At 71.3% G+C, this 15,932-nt stretch carries 14 protein-coding genes; 9 read left to right on the top strand and 5 right to left on the bottom strand.

The window, feature by feature from the left end:
* Window positions 1-114: 114 nt before the first annotated feature.
* Genes MZC64_RS39825 through MZC64_RS39815 form a run of 3 tightly spaced genes read left to right on the top strand, consistent with a single transcriptional unit; the run spans window position 115 to window position 6,476 of the window.
* Window positions 115-2,334 (top strand): FtsK/SpoIIIE domain-containing protein, encoded by a 2,220-nt coding sequence (locus MZC64_RS39825; RefSeq protein ID WP_247764134.1) that lies wholly within the window; start codon window positions 115-117, stop codon window positions 2,332-2,334.
* Between the two features lie 8 nt (window positions 2,335-2,342).
* Window positions 2,343-4,601 carry an FtsK/SpoIIIE domain-containing protein gene (locus MZC64_RS39820; RefSeq protein WP_247764135.1) on the top strand — a complete coding sequence of 753 codons (2,259 nt, stop codon included), beginning with the start codon at window positions 2,343-2,345 and terminating at the stop codon, window positions 4,599-4,601.
* Window positions 4,602-4,625: 24 nt separating this feature from the next.
* Window positions 4,626-6,476, top strand: coding sequence for an FUSC family protein (locus MZC64_RS39815; RefSeq protein ID WP_247764136.1), 1,851 nt, complete (start codon window positions 4,626-4,628; stop codon window positions 6,474-6,476).
* Here the strand turns inward: MZC64_RS39815 and MZC64_RS39810 are convergent.
* The gene (locus MZC64_RS39810) at window positions 6,463-6,807 is read right to left on the bottom strand and encodes an RNHCP domain-containing protein (RefSeq protein ID WP_247764137.1); all 345 of its coding nucleotides are present in this window, start codon (window positions 6,805-6,807) and stop codon (window positions 6,463-6,465) included. The two genes, MZC64_RS39815 and MZC64_RS39810, sit on opposite strands and share 14 nt — an antisense overlap.
* Before the next feature lie 15 nt (window positions 6,808-6,822).
* Between MZC64_RS39810 and MZC64_RS39805 the strand changes: the two genes are divergently transcribed.
* Genes MZC64_RS39805 through MZC64_RS39795 form a run of 3 tightly spaced genes read left to right on the top strand, consistent with a single transcriptional unit; the run spans window position 6,823 to window position 9,871 of the window.
* Window positions 6,823-7,869, top strand: coding sequence for an iron ABC transporter permease (locus MZC64_RS39805; protein WP_247764138.1), 1,047 nt, complete (start codon window positions 6,823-6,825; stop codon window positions 7,867-7,869).
* Window positions 7,870-7,871: 2 nt separating this feature from the next.
* Window positions 7,872-8,882 carry an iron chelate uptake ABC transporter family permease subunit gene (locus tag MZC64_RS39800; RefSeq protein ID WP_247764139.1) on the top strand — a complete coding sequence of 337 codons (1,011 nt, stop codon included), beginning with the start codon at window positions 7,872-7,874 and terminating at the stop codon, window positions 8,880-8,882.
* Between the two features lie 11 nt (window positions 8,883-8,893).
* Window positions 8,894-9,871, top strand: coding sequence for an ABC transporter substrate-binding protein (locus MZC64_RS39795; RefSeq protein WP_247764140.1), 978 nt, complete (start codon window positions 8,894-8,896; stop codon window positions 9,869-9,871).
* 19 nt (window positions 9,872-9,890) lie between these two features.
* On the opposite strand, the gene MZC64_RS39790 is transcribed toward MZC64_RS39795, so the two are convergent.
* Window positions 9,891-11,102, bottom strand: coding sequence for a lipase family protein (locus tag MZC64_RS39790; RefSeq protein ID WP_247764141.1), 1,212 nt, complete (start codon window positions 11,100-11,102; stop codon window positions 9,891-9,893).
* Window positions 11,103-11,228: 126 nt separating this feature from the next.
* On the opposite strand from MZC64_RS39790, the gene MZC64_RS39785 reads away from it, so the two are divergent.
* Window positions 11,229-11,870 (top strand): TetR/AcrR family transcriptional regulator, encoded by a 642-nt coding sequence (locus MZC64_RS39785; protein WP_247764142.1) that lies wholly within the window; start codon window positions 11,229-11,231, stop codon window positions 11,868-11,870.
* Between the two features lie 50 nt (window positions 11,871-11,920).
* On the opposite strand, the gene MZC64_RS39780 is transcribed toward MZC64_RS39785, so the two are convergent.
* Both MZC64_RS39780 and MZC64_RS39775 read right to left on the bottom strand, forming a co-directional pair.
* Window positions 11,921-12,376 carry a hypothetical protein gene (locus MZC64_RS39780; RefSeq protein WP_247764143.1) on the bottom strand — a complete coding sequence of 152 codons (456 nt, stop codon included), beginning with the start codon at window positions 12,374-12,376 and terminating at the stop codon, window positions 11,921-11,923.
* Window positions 12,377-12,405: 29 nt separating this feature from the next.
* A complete protein-coding gene (locus tag MZC64_RS39775) occupies window positions 12,406-13,110 on the bottom strand; it encodes a DUF998 domain-containing protein (protein WP_247764144.1) in 705 nt (234 codons plus the stop codon).
* 112 nt (window positions 13,111-13,222) lie between these two features.
* On the opposite strand from MZC64_RS39775, the gene MZC64_RS48970 reads away from it, so the two are divergent.
* Window positions 13,223-14,476 (top strand): histidine kinase, encoded by a 1,254-nt coding sequence (locus MZC64_RS48970; RefSeq protein ID WP_247764145.1) that lies wholly within the window; start codon window positions 13,223-13,225, stop codon window positions 14,474-14,476.
* Window positions 14,473-15,174, top strand: a complete 702-nt coding sequence (locus MZC64_RS39765) for a response regulator transcription factor (protein WP_247764146.1) — start codon at window positions 14,473-14,475, stop codon at window positions 15,172-15,174. The genes MZC64_RS48970 and MZC64_RS39765 overlap by 4 nt, the downstream gene beginning before the upstream one ends.
* 4 nt (window positions 15,175-15,178) lie before the next feature.
* On the opposite strand, the gene MZC64_RS39760 is transcribed toward MZC64_RS39765, so the two are convergent.
* Window positions 15,179-15,844, bottom strand: coding sequence for a glycoside hydrolase family 75 protein (locus MZC64_RS39760; protein ID WP_247764147.1), 666 nt, complete (start codon window positions 15,842-15,844; stop codon window positions 15,179-15,181).
* Between the last annotated feature and the right edge of the window lie 88 nt (window positions 15,845-15,932).

The raw sequence follows: 15,932 nt of genomic DNA, 5'->3' as shown, positions 1-15,932 counted from the left end.
CCCGGACGGCGGTAGCCATTCGACCAGCGACTGCGCCCGACTGGCTCCAGCGGAGGGGCGGAGTACGTCAGGATGGGCGGCGGAGATGATCGATGAGCACGGGGGGATCCGGGGTTGAGCGGGTGGCAGGCGCGACCGGCGGCACAGCGGTTGCGGGTGACTGTTGGGTCCACTGTGGACGGTCAGCCGGTCGAGGTGGATCTGAAACCGCCGTCGCTGGGCGGGATCGGCGCGCACGGTCTGCTGACCGGGATCTCGGCCGCGGTCCGGCTCGACCTGCTGCACACGCTGCTGGGCGGGCTGATCGGCACGCACGCCCCGGACACGCTGCAACTCGTGCTGGTCGACGGTGCGGACGAGCACCTTTTCGAGCCCTACTACCGGGCCCCGCACCTGGCCGATCACGCCCTGGCCCACGGCCGTTCGCACCTGATCGAGGCGCTGGCCGCGACCAGCGCCACCCGCAGGCGGTTGTTGCGCGAGCACGGCATGCGCACCCTGCACGACTACGACCGGGCCCGGCACTACCGGCCGGAGCTGCCGGTGCTGCTGCCGCTGGTCGTGCTGGTGCACCGGCTCAGCCTGATCCACCGGGAGGGGCCGGAGCTGACCGAACTGCTGCGCACGCACTGCGCGGCCTGGCGGGACCACGGCATCCACCTGCTGGTGGCCGAGGACCGCCTGGCGGACCTGCCCGCGGAACTGGACGGCTACTTCGGTTTCGAGCTGGCCAGCGGTGATCACGGGGCCGAGTTGCGGGTGCCGGGCCGGGAACCGGTGCCGTTCACCCCGGCCGCGCCGCCGGAGCCGACCGCGCTGGTGGCCGGGATGCCGCCGCCCGCCGGGCAGTGGTTCGCCCCGCCGAAAGAGATCGACTTCGGCGACCTGACCTCGCTGGTGCAGACCGAGGACCGTGGTCTGCAGGCCGACCTGGCCAGCCGGAGCAGCGTGCTCGTCGGCGAGTTGCTGGGCCCGGAGCGCGGGCGCTCGTTCCAGGTCCCGGTGCAGTTCGGGCAGGTGCTGGTGGTGGGGGCGGAGCGGCTGGGCGTGCCCAGGGTGCTGCGATCCTTCGCCCTGGGCATGACGTTGCACCGGACTCCGCGCGAGCTGCGGCTCTACCTGCTCGACTTCAACGGCAGTGCGCTGACCGGGCTGGGTGGGTTGCCGCACGTGCGGGTCGCGGTCAGTGGGGCGGACGACAGCCTGCGGGACAAGACCAGGGCCGAGCTGGCCGAACTGATCAAGCACCGCGAGCAGCTGTACCACCGCTGCCCGACCCCCGAACAACGCGCCGAGACCGATGAGCCCACCGAGATCGGGGTGATCGTGCACGGCTGGCCCGACCCCGAGCTGCACCCGGAGCTGGCCCACCTGCTGCTGCGGCTGGTGCTGCGCGGTCAGGCGGTGGGGGTGCACGTGGTGCTCGGCCTGCACCGGTGGGCGGACCTGGAACCCCGGCTGCACGGCGCGTTCCGGCACCGGCTGGAGCTGATGCTGGACGATCCGGACAGTTCGCCGCTGCCCGGCCGGGCGCCGCGGCTGGGGCCGATGCGCGGCCGGACCGGCACGGGCCAGATCTTCGCCATCGCCGAACCGCGGTACGCCGGCCGGGACCTGGCGCCGGAGATCGCCGCGGCCTGGCCGCATCCCGTGCAGCGGCTGACCGCGTTGCCTTACCAGGTGGTCTACGCCGAGCTGACCGGCGATGACCGCAGCCACAAGCTCGGCCTGGTGGAGGGTTCCGGGCTGACCTTCACCCTGGACACCCGGCACCTGGCCTGCTTCGGCGATCCGGGGAGCGGGCGCAGCACGTTGATCAAGACCTTCCTGCGCGGGCTGGTGGCGCTGAAGAGCCCGGAGCAAGCCAGGGTGGTCGGCGTGGACTACCGGCGGACCTGGTTCAACGCCTACTGCGAAGGGATGTTGCTGGAGTACATCCGGGATCCCGGCAAGCTCGAGACGGTCCTGGCCGAGATCCGGCAGTCCCTGGAACTGCGCCGCACCGCCGAGCACGGCTGGAAAGGTCCCGACCTGTACCTGGTGATCGACGACTACGACCTGCTGTCGACGACATCACGGCACCAGCTGGCGCCACTGCTGACCGATGCGGACAAGACCGGGTTCCACCTGGTCCTCGCGGGGCGGCATCCGGCGCAGCTGGACGAGGTCACCAAGAAGCTGGACCGCGCGGACACCACCGTGCTGACGCTCAGCGGCGGGTTGAAGACACCGACGCCGGTGACCAGGATCATCACCCGGCCGCTGCCGCCGGGACGGGCGCTCACCCAGCGCGGGTGGACCGAGCAGACGGTGCAGATCACGTGGACGGAGTAGGGGGAGCTGTGGCGGAGACCTGGCCGGTGGTGCCGGTGGGACAGCGGTTGCGGGTGCCGGCGGGGTCCACTGTGGAGGGTCAGCCGGTGGCGGTGGACCTGAAACCCCGTTCACTGGGCGGGATCGGCGCGCACGGGCTGATCACCGGACTGAGCGAGGCGGCCAGGGGCGAGGCGCTGCGCGCGCTGCTGCTGGGACTGGTCGGCACGCACTCGCCGGACACCCTGAACCTGTTCCTGCTGGACGCGGGCGACGGCGCGGTCTTCGCCGGGTTCGAAACCGTGCCGCAGCTCGCGCACCTGCTCACCGGTCCGGACGCGGCCGCGCACGTGCTGACCGCGTTGCGCGCGGAGAGCGACAGGCGGGCGGAGTTGTTGCGGCAGCGCACGATGCGCACCCAGCACGACTACGAGCGGGCCCGGCACTACGATCCCGCGCTGGACCCGATGACCACGCTGGTCGTGGTGGTCAACCGGCTGCTGAAGCTGGACCGGCTGGCGCCGGGGCTGATCGAGCTGATCAAGGACGAGGCGCCGGGCTGGCAGGACCGGGGCGTGCACCTGGTCGCGACCGCGGACCAGGTCACCGACCTGCCGAGTGGGCTGGCCAAGTACTTCGGCTTCGAGCTGAACGTCCGGGACAGTGATCTGGTGCTGTGGCCCTCGGGACAGGATCCCGTTGTCTGCCAGCCACTTCCAGCGGTTGACGTGACCGAGGGCCTGGCCGGATTGCCCTTTGGTGGCGCGATCCCGGAGCCGCTGCTGCTGCCACCGCTGGCCGAGCGGATGGCGCTGGACACCATGCTGCCGCCACTGGCCACCAGCGAAGAACTGGGCCTGCACTCCCCCGGTGAGCCGCGGCTGGCGCCGGTGGTCGGCCTGGTGGACCGGCGCGGCGAGCGGCGGCGAGTGCCGTTCCGGCTGGATCTGTCCACAGGGGACGGTCACGCGCTGGTCGTCGGCGATCCGTCCGCCGGGGTGGAGGAGGTGCTGCACAACGCCGCGCTCGGCCTGGCGCTGGCCAACACCCCGCCGCACCTCCAGCTCTACCTGCTGGACTTCGCCGGGGAGTCGCTGCTGGGGCTGCGCGAACTGCCGCACACCAGGGTGGCCGCCGGGTACCAGGACTTCTCCCTGCTGTGGCACACCGCCACCGACCTCGCCGCACTGGTGGACCGGCGGGAACTGGCCCGGCGCAACGGGACCGCGGAGAAGGAACCGGCCGCGGTGGTGGTCATCGTGCACGGCTGGTACGGCCTGCGCCGCACCACGAATGTGCACGACGCGGTGTGGGACCTGATCTGCCGCGGTCCCGGGGTGAACGTGCACGTGCTGCTGGGCATCCACCGCTGGGTCGAACTGGACGGCGCGCTGGCCGACGCCTTCAGCACCCGGCTGGAACTGCGACTGTCCGCACCGCACTACTCGGCGGTGGATCCGGTGCTGGCCAAGCGGATCACCGGCCGCGGGCACGGGCTGACCGGTCAGGCCGAGCCGTACCTGGCCGCGCTGCCGGTGTTCCAGGACGACGCGCAGCCGGTGGCGGCCATCGACAAGGCGTGGACCGGGGACCGGCCGAAGCAGTTGCGGCCGTTGCCCAGGATGCTGCCGATCGGCGAGCTGCCTGCGGACGAGCGGTGGCCGCTGGGGGTGCTGGAGGGCGAACTCCAGGGCTTCGGGTTCGGCGCGAAGCAGCACCTGCTGTGCTTCGGCGACTACGAGAGCGGGCGCACGAACGTGCTGCGCGCGCTGCTGCACCACCTCACCGCCTCGCTCACCCCGGACAAGGCCCTGGTCGCCGGGATCGACCCGCGGCGGAACTGGCTCGGCGCGGTGGAGGGCGACTCACTGCTCACCTACCTGACCCAGACCGGCAAGATGGCTGTGCCGATCGGCGAGATCCGGGACTCCCTGGTCAAGCGGCGCGACGAGGGCCGCGGCAGCGGGCCCGACCTGTACCTGGTGATCGACGACTACGAGATCATCCAGCGCACCGAGGTGCTGGACGTGCTGGCCGACCTGGTGCCGCACGCCGGGAACATCGGGCTGCACCTGATCATCGCCGGGCGCTACCTGAGCCGCACCGATCCGCTGCTGACCGCGGTGAACTACGGCGAGACGATGGTGTTGCTGCTCAACGGCAACCCGGAGACCCCGGACGTGATCACCGGCCTGAACCCGTACACGCTGCCGCCGGGTTGCGCCCAGCTCTACCGGGACAACCGGCCGACGCAGCTGGTGCAGGTGGGATGGGTCCCCGAGGAGTGATCGGCGGTCCGGCATGATCGGGCCGTGAGTACCAGCGCGCCCCGGTCCGGGGGCCCCTCCGCCCTGATGCTGCCGGTCATGATGATCGTGGTCATCGGCGGGGTGGCCGGGCTCGGTTTCCTGGCCGGACTCGGTCCCGCCGCGGTACTCGGCGCGTTGTCCGCGATGTTCTGCCTGATCGCGGCCTTCGGCGGCGCGCTGTGGCCGGATCTGAAGCTGCTCGCGGTGTTCGCCCCGGCCATGGTGCTGGTGGTGGCCGGGCCGCGGTTGCTGGCCGAGGTGTCGGCGCCCGCGGCCATCGCGGTGCTGACCGTGATCGTGTTCGCGGTGGCCTTGCTGCCCACCTTCGGACCGCGGTTCATCACCGTCGGGCTCGGGCTGGGCATGGGCGCGCTGTTCGGGTACGCCTTCCAGACCACCGGGACCGCGGGCGTCTGGCAGGTGGTGTTCGCGCCCGCGCTCGGCGTCGGCGTGGTGATCGTGTTCCGGCTGCTGCTCGGGCTGCGGGATCCGGACAAGCCGACCAGGGCGGCGGTGGCCGGGATGCTCACCGCCACCGATGTGCGCGGGCCGGACGCGGCGATCCGGGCCTGGCGCGGGGATCGGCAGCGCCAGTGGCTGGGTCAGGTGCTCGACGGCGGACTGCGTTACCGCACCAAGCTCTTCCTGCTCGCTGACCGAGTGCACCAGCTCGACGAGGCACTGGCCGGGCAGCTGCGCGCGGTGCTGGACGCGGCCAAGGCCGAGGCCGCCGCCCTGGCCGCGGCGGTGGTCGACGGCGGCGAGCCGCCCGCGCCGCAGCGGCCGGCCACCCCGGCCGAGCTGCCAGGGGAGACCTCGGCGATGGTGGTCACGCTGTGGGACGGCCTGGACCGGGTGCGGACCGCGCTGACCGATCGGGACCGGCGGCCGACCACCTCCCGGCTGGGCGCGGAGTATCCGGGTGAGCGGCTGATCGAGGCGATCTCCTGGCAGTCCGCCCAGTTCCGGCACGCCCTGCGCTGCGCCATCGGCGTGCTGCTGGCCCTGCTCATCGCCGCCCAGCGACCCGGCGATCCGCTGATGCCGTCCTTCCTGATGGCAGTGTTCATGATCATGCAGCCGGACTGGCGGGCCAGCGCGCTCAAGGCCTGGCAGCGCGCGGCAGGCACCCTGCTCGGCGCGCTCGCGCTGGTCGCGGTGCTGTGGGTGCTGCCGCAGGCCGCGCTGATGCCGATCGGGCTGGTCGCGATGATGATCGGGTTCGGCTTCCAGCAGCGCTATCCGATCATCTTCAACGGCTGCATGGTGCTGATGCTGGTCGGCATGAACGCCACCACCCGGCACCTGGACCCCGGGCCGGTGCTGGTCGAGTACGTGCTGCTGATCGTGCTCGCGGTGGGTATCGGGCTGCTGTTCGGCTTCGCCGTGGTGCCGGGCATGCGCGCCCCGTCCCCGTTGGAGCGGCTGCGCCGGGCCACCGAGGGCGCCAGGGCCGGACTGGCCGCGATCACCGAGCGGCTCGGGCAGTCCTGGGCCGAGATCGATGTGCGCTCGCTGATCCGGGACCAGCGCCGCAGTGCCGCGCAGCTGCACGAGTTGCTCGGCGGTCAGCTCAAGGGCCGGGACGACACCGAGGTCAACCGGACCGCGCTGGCCCAGGCCGACGACGCGTTGCGCGGACTGCGCAGCGGCACCGCCGGACTGCTCATGCACGGCGGCGACCAGGCGCTGACCAAGGACACCCTGGACTGGCTGGTGCGCGCGCTCGGCGAGACCGAGCAGGTGGCCGAACCGCCGGAGCCGCGCACCGAGGAGCAGCGGCTGCTGATCGACAGCCTGGCCGCCGATGTGGTGGGACTGCGCCGGGCGACCTCGATGCTCAGCCCGGGATAGGGCGGCCGAAGTACGTGAGGATCGTCTCCCTGCTGTCCCGGGGCGCGGTCTTGTTCCGCCGCTGGTGGCCGCACTTCTCGCAGCGCTGCACCACGAAGTAGGCGTCCTTGTGGATGCCCGCGGCCACCGGCGGCATCAGTCCGCCGCAGGTCGCGGCCCGGTCGCCGGGGTTGACGTCCACGTGCCGGGACCACAGGCAATGCGGGCAGTGGTTGGTGTAACCGTTGCCACGCACGGTGCGCTCGCAGTGACCGCAGGTGAAGTCCTCGATCCGCCGGGTGAACCGGGCGGCCCCCGCGCCGGAATCGGTCGCGTCCTCGTACTTAGGCATGGCTATCCTCACCGCGTGACCACGGTCGATAAGCGGCAACCGGTGACGACCAAGCGGTCGGCACGGGTCGGTCTGTCGCGCCCACTCGGCTTGCTCCTCGCCCTCGGTGTGCTGCTGCTGATGTCCGTGCTGTCCATCATGGTCGGCAGCACCGACCTGGGTTTCGGCGAGGTCTTCCGCGCGGTGTTCCGGCCGGACGACCCGGATTCCAGCGCCATCGTGCAGGGCCTGCGGATGCCGCGCACCGGCTTCGGCCTGGCGGTCGGCGCGGCCCTGGGCCTGGCCGGCGCGCTGATGCAGGGCGTGACCCGCAACGCGCTGGCCGATCCGGGCATCCTCGGGGTCACCTCGGGCGCGGCCTTCGGTGTGACGCTGTCCGCGCTGCTGGGCGGGCTCGGCTCGTTCTACGGCTACGTGTGGTTCGCCTTCGCCGGGGCACTGCTGGCCACCGTGGTGGTCTTCGGCCTGGGCAGCCTCGGCCGGGACGGCGCGCGTCCCGCCAAACTCGCGCTGGCCGGGGCGGCGGTCTCGGCGATGCTCAACTCGATGGTCTCCGCGGTGCTGCTGCTGGACGCGGCCACGCTCAACCGGTACCGGTTCTGGGCGGTCGGCGCGATCAACGGCCAGGACCCCAAGGTGCTCGCCCAGCTGCTGCCGTTCCTGCTCGTCGGCGCGGTGCTGGCGTTCGCGGTCAGCCCGGCGCTGAACAGCCTGGCGCTGGGTGAGGATGTGGCCAAGGCGCTGGGGCACCACGTCGGGCGGATCCGGGTGATCTCGATCATCGCGATCACTCTGCTGGCCGGCGCGGCCGCGGCCGCCTGCGGACCGATGGTCTTCCTCGGCCTGGTGGTGCCGCACATGGCCCGGCAGCTCACCGGGCCGGACCACCGCTGGGTGCTGGTCTACTCGGCCGTGCTGGCGCCGATCCTGTTGCTGGCCGCGGACATCCTCGGCCGGGTGCTGGCCCGGCCGGAGGAACTCCAGGTCGGGATCATCGTGGCCTGCCTCGGCGCGCCCTTCTTCATCGCGCTGGTCCGCCGCCAGCGCCTCCCGGAGCTGTGATCGTGACGACCACCGTGAAGCTGGGCAACCGGGTCCGCGTCAGCGTGATCTCGGCACTGCTGGGCGCGTTGACCCTGCTGATGTTCTGCGTCAGCCTCGCCGTCGGCGAGTTCCAGTTGGGCCTGAACGAGGTGGTGGCCGCCCTCGGCGGCGTCGGCGACTACTCGACCCTGCTGGTGGTGCAGGAACTCCGGCTGCCACGGGCGCTGGTGGGACTGCTGGTCGGCCTGGCCTTCGGGCTCTCCGGCGCGCTGTTCCAGTCGCTCACCCGCAATCCCTTGGCCAGCCCCGATCTGATCGGCATCACCGGCGGCGCGAATGTGGTCGTGGTCGCGGGCACCGCGCTCGGCCTCGGCAGTGGACTCGGTGTGCCGCTGCTGGCGTTGCTGGGTTCGCTGGCCTCGGCCTTCGCCGTGTACACACTGGCCTGGAAACGTGGCACCACCGGCTACCGGATCGTGCTGGTCGGCATCGGCGTGCAGGCGGTGTGCACCGGCGCGACCAGCTATCTGTTGCTGCGCCTGGGGGTTTACGACGCCCAGGGCGCGATGGTGTGGCTCACCGGCACGCTCAACGCGCGCGATTTCGGCCACGTGGCCTGGATCGGGGTGGCCGTGGCGGTGCTGCTGCCGCCCACCCTGCTGCTGCGCCGCTGGCTGGACGCGTTGCAGTTCAACGACGACACCGCCACCGGGCTGGGCATCCCGGTACAGCGGGCCAGGCTCTCCCTCGGCCTGATCGCGGTCGGCCTGGCCGCGGTGGCCACCGCGGCCGCCGGACCGATCGTCTTCGCCGCGCTGGTCTCCCCGCAGCTCGCGCTGCGGCTGTGCCGGTCGGCGACCCCGCCCCTGCTGGCCTCCGGGCTGGCCGGGGCCCTGCTCCTGCTCGTCAGCGACCTGATCGCCCGGACCCTGCTGCCCGCCGAACTGCCGGTGGGCGTGGTGACCGGGGTGGTCGGGGCGCCGTTCCTGTTGTGGCTGCTGGCCAGGGCCAACCGCGCCAACGCCGGCTGAAAGGAAAGAACATGCTGGGAAGGACCCGCCACCTGCTCCGAGGGGGCGCCGTGCTGGCCGCCGCCGGACTGCTCGCCGCCTGCGGCGCCACCGGCCCGGCCGGCGGCGGCTCGTGGGAGTTCACCGACGACCGCGGCGAGAAGATCAGCCTGCCGGCCAAGCCGACCCGGATCGTGGCCCAGTCCGCGGCCGCCGGCACGCTGTGGGACTTCGGGGTCAAGGTCACCGGCGTGTTCGGCCCGCAAAAGCTGGCCGACGGCCGCACCGACCCGCAGATCGGCAACGTGGACCTGAACTCGGTGCAGTCGGTGGGCTCCACCTACGGCGAGTTCAACCTGGAGAAGTTCGCCTCGCTGCGGCCCGAGCTGACCATCACCACGATGTATGACGACACGCTCTGGTACGTGCCGGACACCGCCAAGGACAAGGTCAAGCCGACCGCCGGGATCAAGATCGGCGGCAAGCCGATCCCCGAGGTGCTGTCCCGGTTCAGCGCACTGGCCGAAGCGCTCGGCGCGGACGTCAAGGGCGGTCCGGTGGCCGCGGCCAAGGCCGAGTTCGACAAGGCCGAGGCCGGCCTGCGGGATGCGGCCAAGGCCAAGCCGGGCCTGAAGATCCTGGTGGTCAGCGCGACCAAGGACGACCTGTACATCGTGCGCCCGCAGGAGTCCGGCGACCTCAAGTACTTCCGCTCGCTCGGCCTGGACATCTACGAGCCCAAGTCCGGCGCGGACTACTTCCAGAAGGTCAGCTGGGAGCAGGTCCGGGAGTTCCCGGCCGACCTGGTGCTGGTGGACAACCGGGAGGCCCAGGCGCTGACCCCGACGCAGATGGCCGGGATCAGCACCTGGAAGCTGCACCCCGCGGTGCAGGCCGATCAGGTCGGGCCGTGGTTCGCCGCGGCCCCGATGAGCTACCAGTCCTTCGCCAAGGTGATGAACGAGCTGGCCGAGCTGGTCCGCCGCTCACGCACCGACGTGGTCGGCTGAACCGGCGGCCCGCCGCGCCTCAGCAGGAGGTGGCGGCGGGCACCCCGGCGAACCGGGACTTCAGCCAGTCCACCGCCATCGGCACCCCCGCGATGTTGCCCAGGATGTGCTCGGTGAGGTGGGTGGTGCGCCATTCCACCGTGGCGCCGCGGGCGCAGTAGTCCGCGAGCAGTGGTTTGGCCACCGTGAACGGGATGATCTGGTCGAAGTCACCGTGGAAGAGCAGCACCGGCGCGGTCGGCTTGTGGCTGCCCGGCACATCCGCTGCCAGCCGGGCGTCCCAGCGCGGGTCCTTGATCGGATCCGGCACCGTGGTCAGGTCCTTGAGCCGCTTGAACGCGCCGGTCAGCAGCATGGTGCCGACGATGCATTCGGTGCGCTGCTTGGCGATCAGCCGCCTGCCAGCCTCGTTGAAGAACTGCTCGGGCAGGTCCGGGTAGGCGCCCATGTGCCCGGAAACCGCGCCGATCATCAGTGCGGAGAACGGTCCGCCGTCGATGACCGGGAACAGCTGGCGCAGGTCCCGCGGGATGCCACCGGCGACCACGCCGGCCACCTGGAGTTCCGGCGCGTAGCTGGGCTGCAGCTCACCGGCGTGGCTGGCGGCCTGGCCGCCCTGGGAGTAGCCGTAGATGCCCACCGGGCCGACCCCGAGTTCCGGTCCGGGGGTCTTCTGCGCGGCGCGGGCCGCGTCCAGCATGGCGTGCCCGGCGGCCGGGCCGACCGCCATCGTGTGCGGGCCGGGGGTGCCAAGGCCCTGGTAGTCGGTGATCACCACGGCGAATCCGGCGAAGAGGAACTGGCCGATCAGGGCCACCTCGTTCTCGGTGCCGGTGCGCATCTTGTAGGAGGGCGCGCAGGTCTCGTGCAGGCCGTGCGCGCCGACGGCGTAGCTGACCAGCTGGCGTGGTTTGCCGGTGGACGGGGTTTGCGGCACCAGGATCGTGCCGGAGACCGCCATTGGCGTGCCGGTGGCCGAGGTGGAGCGGTAGAGGATCTGCCAGGCCGAGACCGGCACCGGAAGGCCGAGCACGGTGACCTTGACCTGGCGGGATCGCAGCAGGTCACCGGGTTTGCCTGCGGGCAGCGGGTTCGGTGGCTGATAGAAGGGGTCGGCGGAGGGCAGGGGGACCGCGGCCGGGGCTGCGGTGGCGGTGCCGGGCAGGGTGGTCAGCGCTAACGCGGTGAGTAGACAGGCGCTGAGCAGGCGGAGTCGGGGGGACGGCGACACGGGCGACCTCCTGGACGCTCGCTCTGGTAATCGAGATTTTCACACGTTAGGCCGTCCGGACCAGATGTGGCAATGGTCATGACCACTTAACAATCGAACACCCCCCGAACGATCTACGCTGGTCGTATGGCCCAGGAGACGGGGACCACCGCGCGCATCTACCGCGGTATGCGTCCCGAACAGCGCAAGGCCGACCGCCGAGCCCGGCTGGTCGAGGCCGCGCTGGAGCTGTTCACCACCGCCGGCTACCACGGCACCCGGATCGAGCAGTTGTGCACGCACGCCGGGGTCTCCACCCGCAACTTCTACGAGGAGTTCGCGAACAAGGAGGCCCTGCTGCTGAGCCTGCACAACGACATCAACGCGGTCGCGCTGCACCACGTGGTCGGCGCGCTGCGCACGCTGCCGGAGGCCGCGGACGCGCCGGAGCGCATCGGCACCCTGCTGGATGTGTTCATGGCCGACATCACCGCCGACCCGCGCCGGCCCCGGCTGGCCTATGTGGAGGCGGTCGGGGTGAGCCCGGCGATGGAGCGCCAGCACCAGCGCTGGGTGGGCGAGTGGACCACGCTGATCGAGGGTGAGGCCACCCGCGCGGCCCGCCACGGCCAGGCCCCGGACCGGGACTACCACCTGATCGCGACCGCGCTGGTCGGCGCGGTGACCGGGCTGCTGCGGGAATGGCAGGCGGCCGAGCGGCCGATGCCCGCGGCCGAGGTGACCGCGACCATGCGGCACCTGATGGTCGCCGCGATCACCGTGCCGTAGGCACGCGATCGATACCGTGCCGTAGGACCGTTCTCTGGCTGGTCCTCGCCCTAGACGTCGTAGTCCAGGCTGTACTTCACCGTGGTCTCGGTGTCGAAGACGATCGTGCCCTCGCCCTCGATGCCGCGGAACCGGCCGGTGCCACCGACAATGGCCGCCCGGTGGGTGTCCTGGCTGGCCAGCTTCCGGGTGACCCGGGCGGTGGTGTGGATCTCCGCGTTGTCCTGGAAGCGGAAGATGTGCAGGCACTGGGCCTCGATCAGCGGCGGCGCGTCCACGGTCAGCGCGACCACGGTGCAGTTGATGGTGAGCTTGCCCGCGGCCGAACCGTCGGTGTTGGCCAGCTCGGACTGCACCGCGTAGCCGATGCCGGGCACCGGGAACACCGGCAGCGTGATCAGCTTGCGGGTGGCGGTGAAGTTGAGCGTGGTGCCGGGAGCGGCGGTGGCGGCTGGGCTGACGGCGACGGCCGCGAGCAGGGCGGCCAGTACGGCGGTTCGGCGCATCCGTCCACGCTAGGCGTCCACTGTGGACCTCAACAGCGTTCGCCACGGACGAGTGCGGGTTCCCGCTTCGGGGTGATCTCCGGCTGCGTTGTGTGCCGGCGCAGCCGCCAGGCCAGCACCAGCAACAGCGCCACATGGGCGGCCAGCAGCAGCCGTTCGGTGATGCCGCTGTAACCGCGTTCGCCGAGCAGCCACAGCGGTCGCTCCAGCGGCAGGAAGGTGGCCAGGAAGGCCAGCACCCCGGCCAGTCCGAGCGCGGAGAGCACCCGCAGCGTGCGGGTGAGGCAGGCCCACTGCGGGTGGTCGCGGAATCGGGTGGCCAGCAGCAATCCGGCCAGTGGCAAGGTGATGAACCCGGTCAGCGCGGCGTAGCGGTGCACCGCCCCGTGCGCGGTCAGCGGCTCGTGCACCGGTTCCATCGGGAACACCGCGGCGATGCCAAGGCCCAGTGCCCACACCCCGATCAGCCAGGCCGCGGCCCGCCCGCCGGGCACCTTGGCGCTGATCAGCGCGGCGCCCAGGACCAGCGAGGCGAAGGCGGTGGCCAGCATGCTGACCCCGACCAGCCGGGCCCCCTGCCGGGTGAAGATGAACTCGCTGAAGGTGGACCGGAACGGGTCCAACTGTCCGAAGTAGACATAGTCGATGAAGAAGGCCACCGCGGCCGCGCAGGCCAGCCAGCACAGGGCGAAGGTGGCGAGCAACCGGGTGAGCAGACGCAGCGTGGGATCCATGTGTTCGAGCCTGGCCAGGCCGGTTTTGTCTCGTCATCACACCACGGGTTGACTCCGGAAACCGGACCAGGGTTTGACGATCGGCGGCCTGATCCTGGCTAGCGTCAGCACCATGCAGAAACACCTCCGAGCCGGGTGGCGGGTGCTCGTCACCGCCAGGGACGCCGAGTGGGGACCCCCGGTGGCCGGGCTGCCGGGTCCGCTGTGGGTGCGCCGCGCCATCGTGACGGTGCTTTTCCTGTACCTGACCGCGGCCAACATGCTCACCTGGGGACAGCTCTTCGTCACCCCGGTGGCGGCGGTGTTCGTCCTCGCGCACCTGCTGCCCTGGCTGCTGAGCAGGCGGTCGCCGCTGACCGCGTGGCGACTGGCCATGGGTGTGCTGGTGCTGCTGACCGTGGTCTCGACGCCGCTGCAATTCCCCCGGATCCTGATCGGCATCCCCAATCTGGAGCGGCCCTGGTCGATGGGCGCGCTGGCGCTGATCCCGGCGATCTACCAGGCCGCGGCCCGCGCGCCGCGCCAGTACCGGCTGCCGATCGGGGTGATCACCGTGGGGCTGACCACGCTGGCCGGGGCGGTCCCGCTGGGCGGTGCCTCGGACTCGTTGTTCCCACCGCTGTTCGCCCTGGCCGCGGTGCTGGCGGGGGTGAGTCGCAGTCAGCTGCGTGCCACCGAATCGGAACTGGCCTGGGTGCGCCGGGACATGGCCGAGGAACAGGCCCGCTCCGCGGTGCTGGCCGAACGCACCCGGATCGCCAGGGAGTTGCACGACATCATCGCGCACCACCTGTCGATGATCGCGGTGCGCACCGACTCCGCGCCCTATCGACTGTCCATTTCGGACGACAAAGTACGCGAAGAGCTTGCCCAGCTTGGCGATGCCGCCCGGCAGGCGCTCTCGGAGACCCGCGGCTTACTGGGGGTGCTGCGGGCCGAGGACGCCGGGCCGGAACTGGCGCCACAGCCGACGCTGGGTGAGTTGCCGGGACTGGTCGCGGCGGCAAGTGACTCGGGGGTGGCGGCGACGCTGACCGTCGAGGGCGAGCCGCGGCCGGTTCCGGCGGCGGTCGGACTGGCGGTGTACCGGGTGACGCAGGAGGCACTGAGCAACGCCCGGCGGCACAGTCCGGGCGGCGCCGTGCAGGTGTGGCTGCGGCATTTACCGGACGGGCTGCACCTGGTGGTGGACAACGATCCCGGCGCCGAACCCGCTGGCGAAACCGGGCCGGGCAACGGGATCACCGGGATGCGCGAGCGGATCGGCATCGTCGGCGGCGCCTTCCAGGCCGGGCCGCGGCCGGATGGCGGGTATACCGTGCGGGCGAGCATTCCGTTGGCGGGCAACACCGAGGGGGCGGCGTGATCCGGGTCTTCGTGGTCGACGACCAGGCGATGGTGCGGGAAAGCTTCGCCGGGCTGCTCGGCGCGCAGGAGGGCATCGAGGTGCTCGGCGGCGCGGGCGACGGGATCGAGGCGCTGGCCCGGATCGCCGAGCTGGACGCGCGCGGCCAGCGGCCGGACGTGGTGCTGATGGATATCCGGATGCCCCGCCTCGACGGCCTGGAGACCACCCGCCGCCTGCTCGACGAACCGTCCACTTCGGACAGTGAGCTGGACGAGAACCCGTTGCGGGTGCTGGTGTTGACCACCTTCGACCTGGACGACTACGTGTTCGAGGCGTTACGCGCCGGCGCCAGCGGGTTCCTGCTCAAGGACGCGCCCGCGGCCGAGTTGATCGCCGCGATCCGGGTGGTCGCGGCCGGGGAGGCGTTGCTGGCGCCAACGGTGACCCGCCGGTTGATCAGCGAGTTCGTCCGCACCCGGCCTGCCGTTCCGGCCGCGCGGCCGGAACGGCTGGACGTGCTGACCAACCGGGAGACCGAGGTGCTCACCCTGGTGGCCAAGGGCCTGTCCAACACCGAGATCGCGGTGGAACTGGTGCTGTCCGAACAGACCGTGAAAACCCACCTGAACCGGATCCTGGCCAAGCTCGCGGTGCGCGACCGGGCCCAGGCCATCGTGCTGGCCTACGAGACCGGCCTGGTCCGCCCCGGTGTGTGAGCGGTCAGCTCCCGACGAACGCGGTGGCGAGTTGTTCGCCGGCGCTGACCGCCTTGCCCGCGTTCTCGATCGGGGAGACCTTGGAGCCCTTGAAGAAGATGTAGGTCACCGGGCCGTCGCTGCCGCCGTGGTGCGGATCCGGGTTGATGCCCAGGTTCTTCGCCGCGGCGTAGGATGCCTCGCCGATGATGTTCGCCGGACCGGTGTCGCCGACCACCGCGTACTGCACCTTGTTGTTGTAGATCACCGCGACCACACCGCCGCCGGCGATCCCGTGCTTGCGGTAGTCGAAGGTCCCGCTCGGGCTGGGCACCACCACGTAGGGCAGCTTGGCCGAGATCAGCGGTTTGCCGTCGGACTGGTGGAAGGCGGTGTCCGGCTGGAACCAGGGATCGGTGTTCTTGTTGCACTCCGGGGTGATCTGGCCGTCGCAGTCGATGTCCAGGTCCGCCCGCCAGTGCACCACCTTGGACTGGCCGCACACCGGCACGGTCGCGCCGGTCCCGGTGTCGGTGCGGTACTTGCCGGTGGAGATCTGGTTGCAGGAAGCCACTTTCGCCAGCAGCTGGGCCGCGGTGGGACCGCCTGCCGGGGCCGCGGCCGCGGTCGGACCGGTGAGTCCGGTGACGGCGAGCAGGGCTCCGGCGGCGAGAACGAGCAGCTTGCGCATGTCCACCTCCCAAGTGAGGAAAATTTCCTAACGTGGCGGCGGTCTCCGAACTATCGACCCGATGCAAGCGTTGGCGCAACCGACCTGA

It is taken from the genome of Crossiella sp. S99.2 (assembly GCF_023094165.1).
Classification (GTDB): Bacteria; Actinomycetota; Actinomycetes; order Mycobacteriales; family Pseudonocardiaceae; genus Crossiella.
The sequence above is the reverse complement of the archived record's forward strand: the minus strand, read 5'-3'. Positions and strand labels throughout refer to the sequence as shown.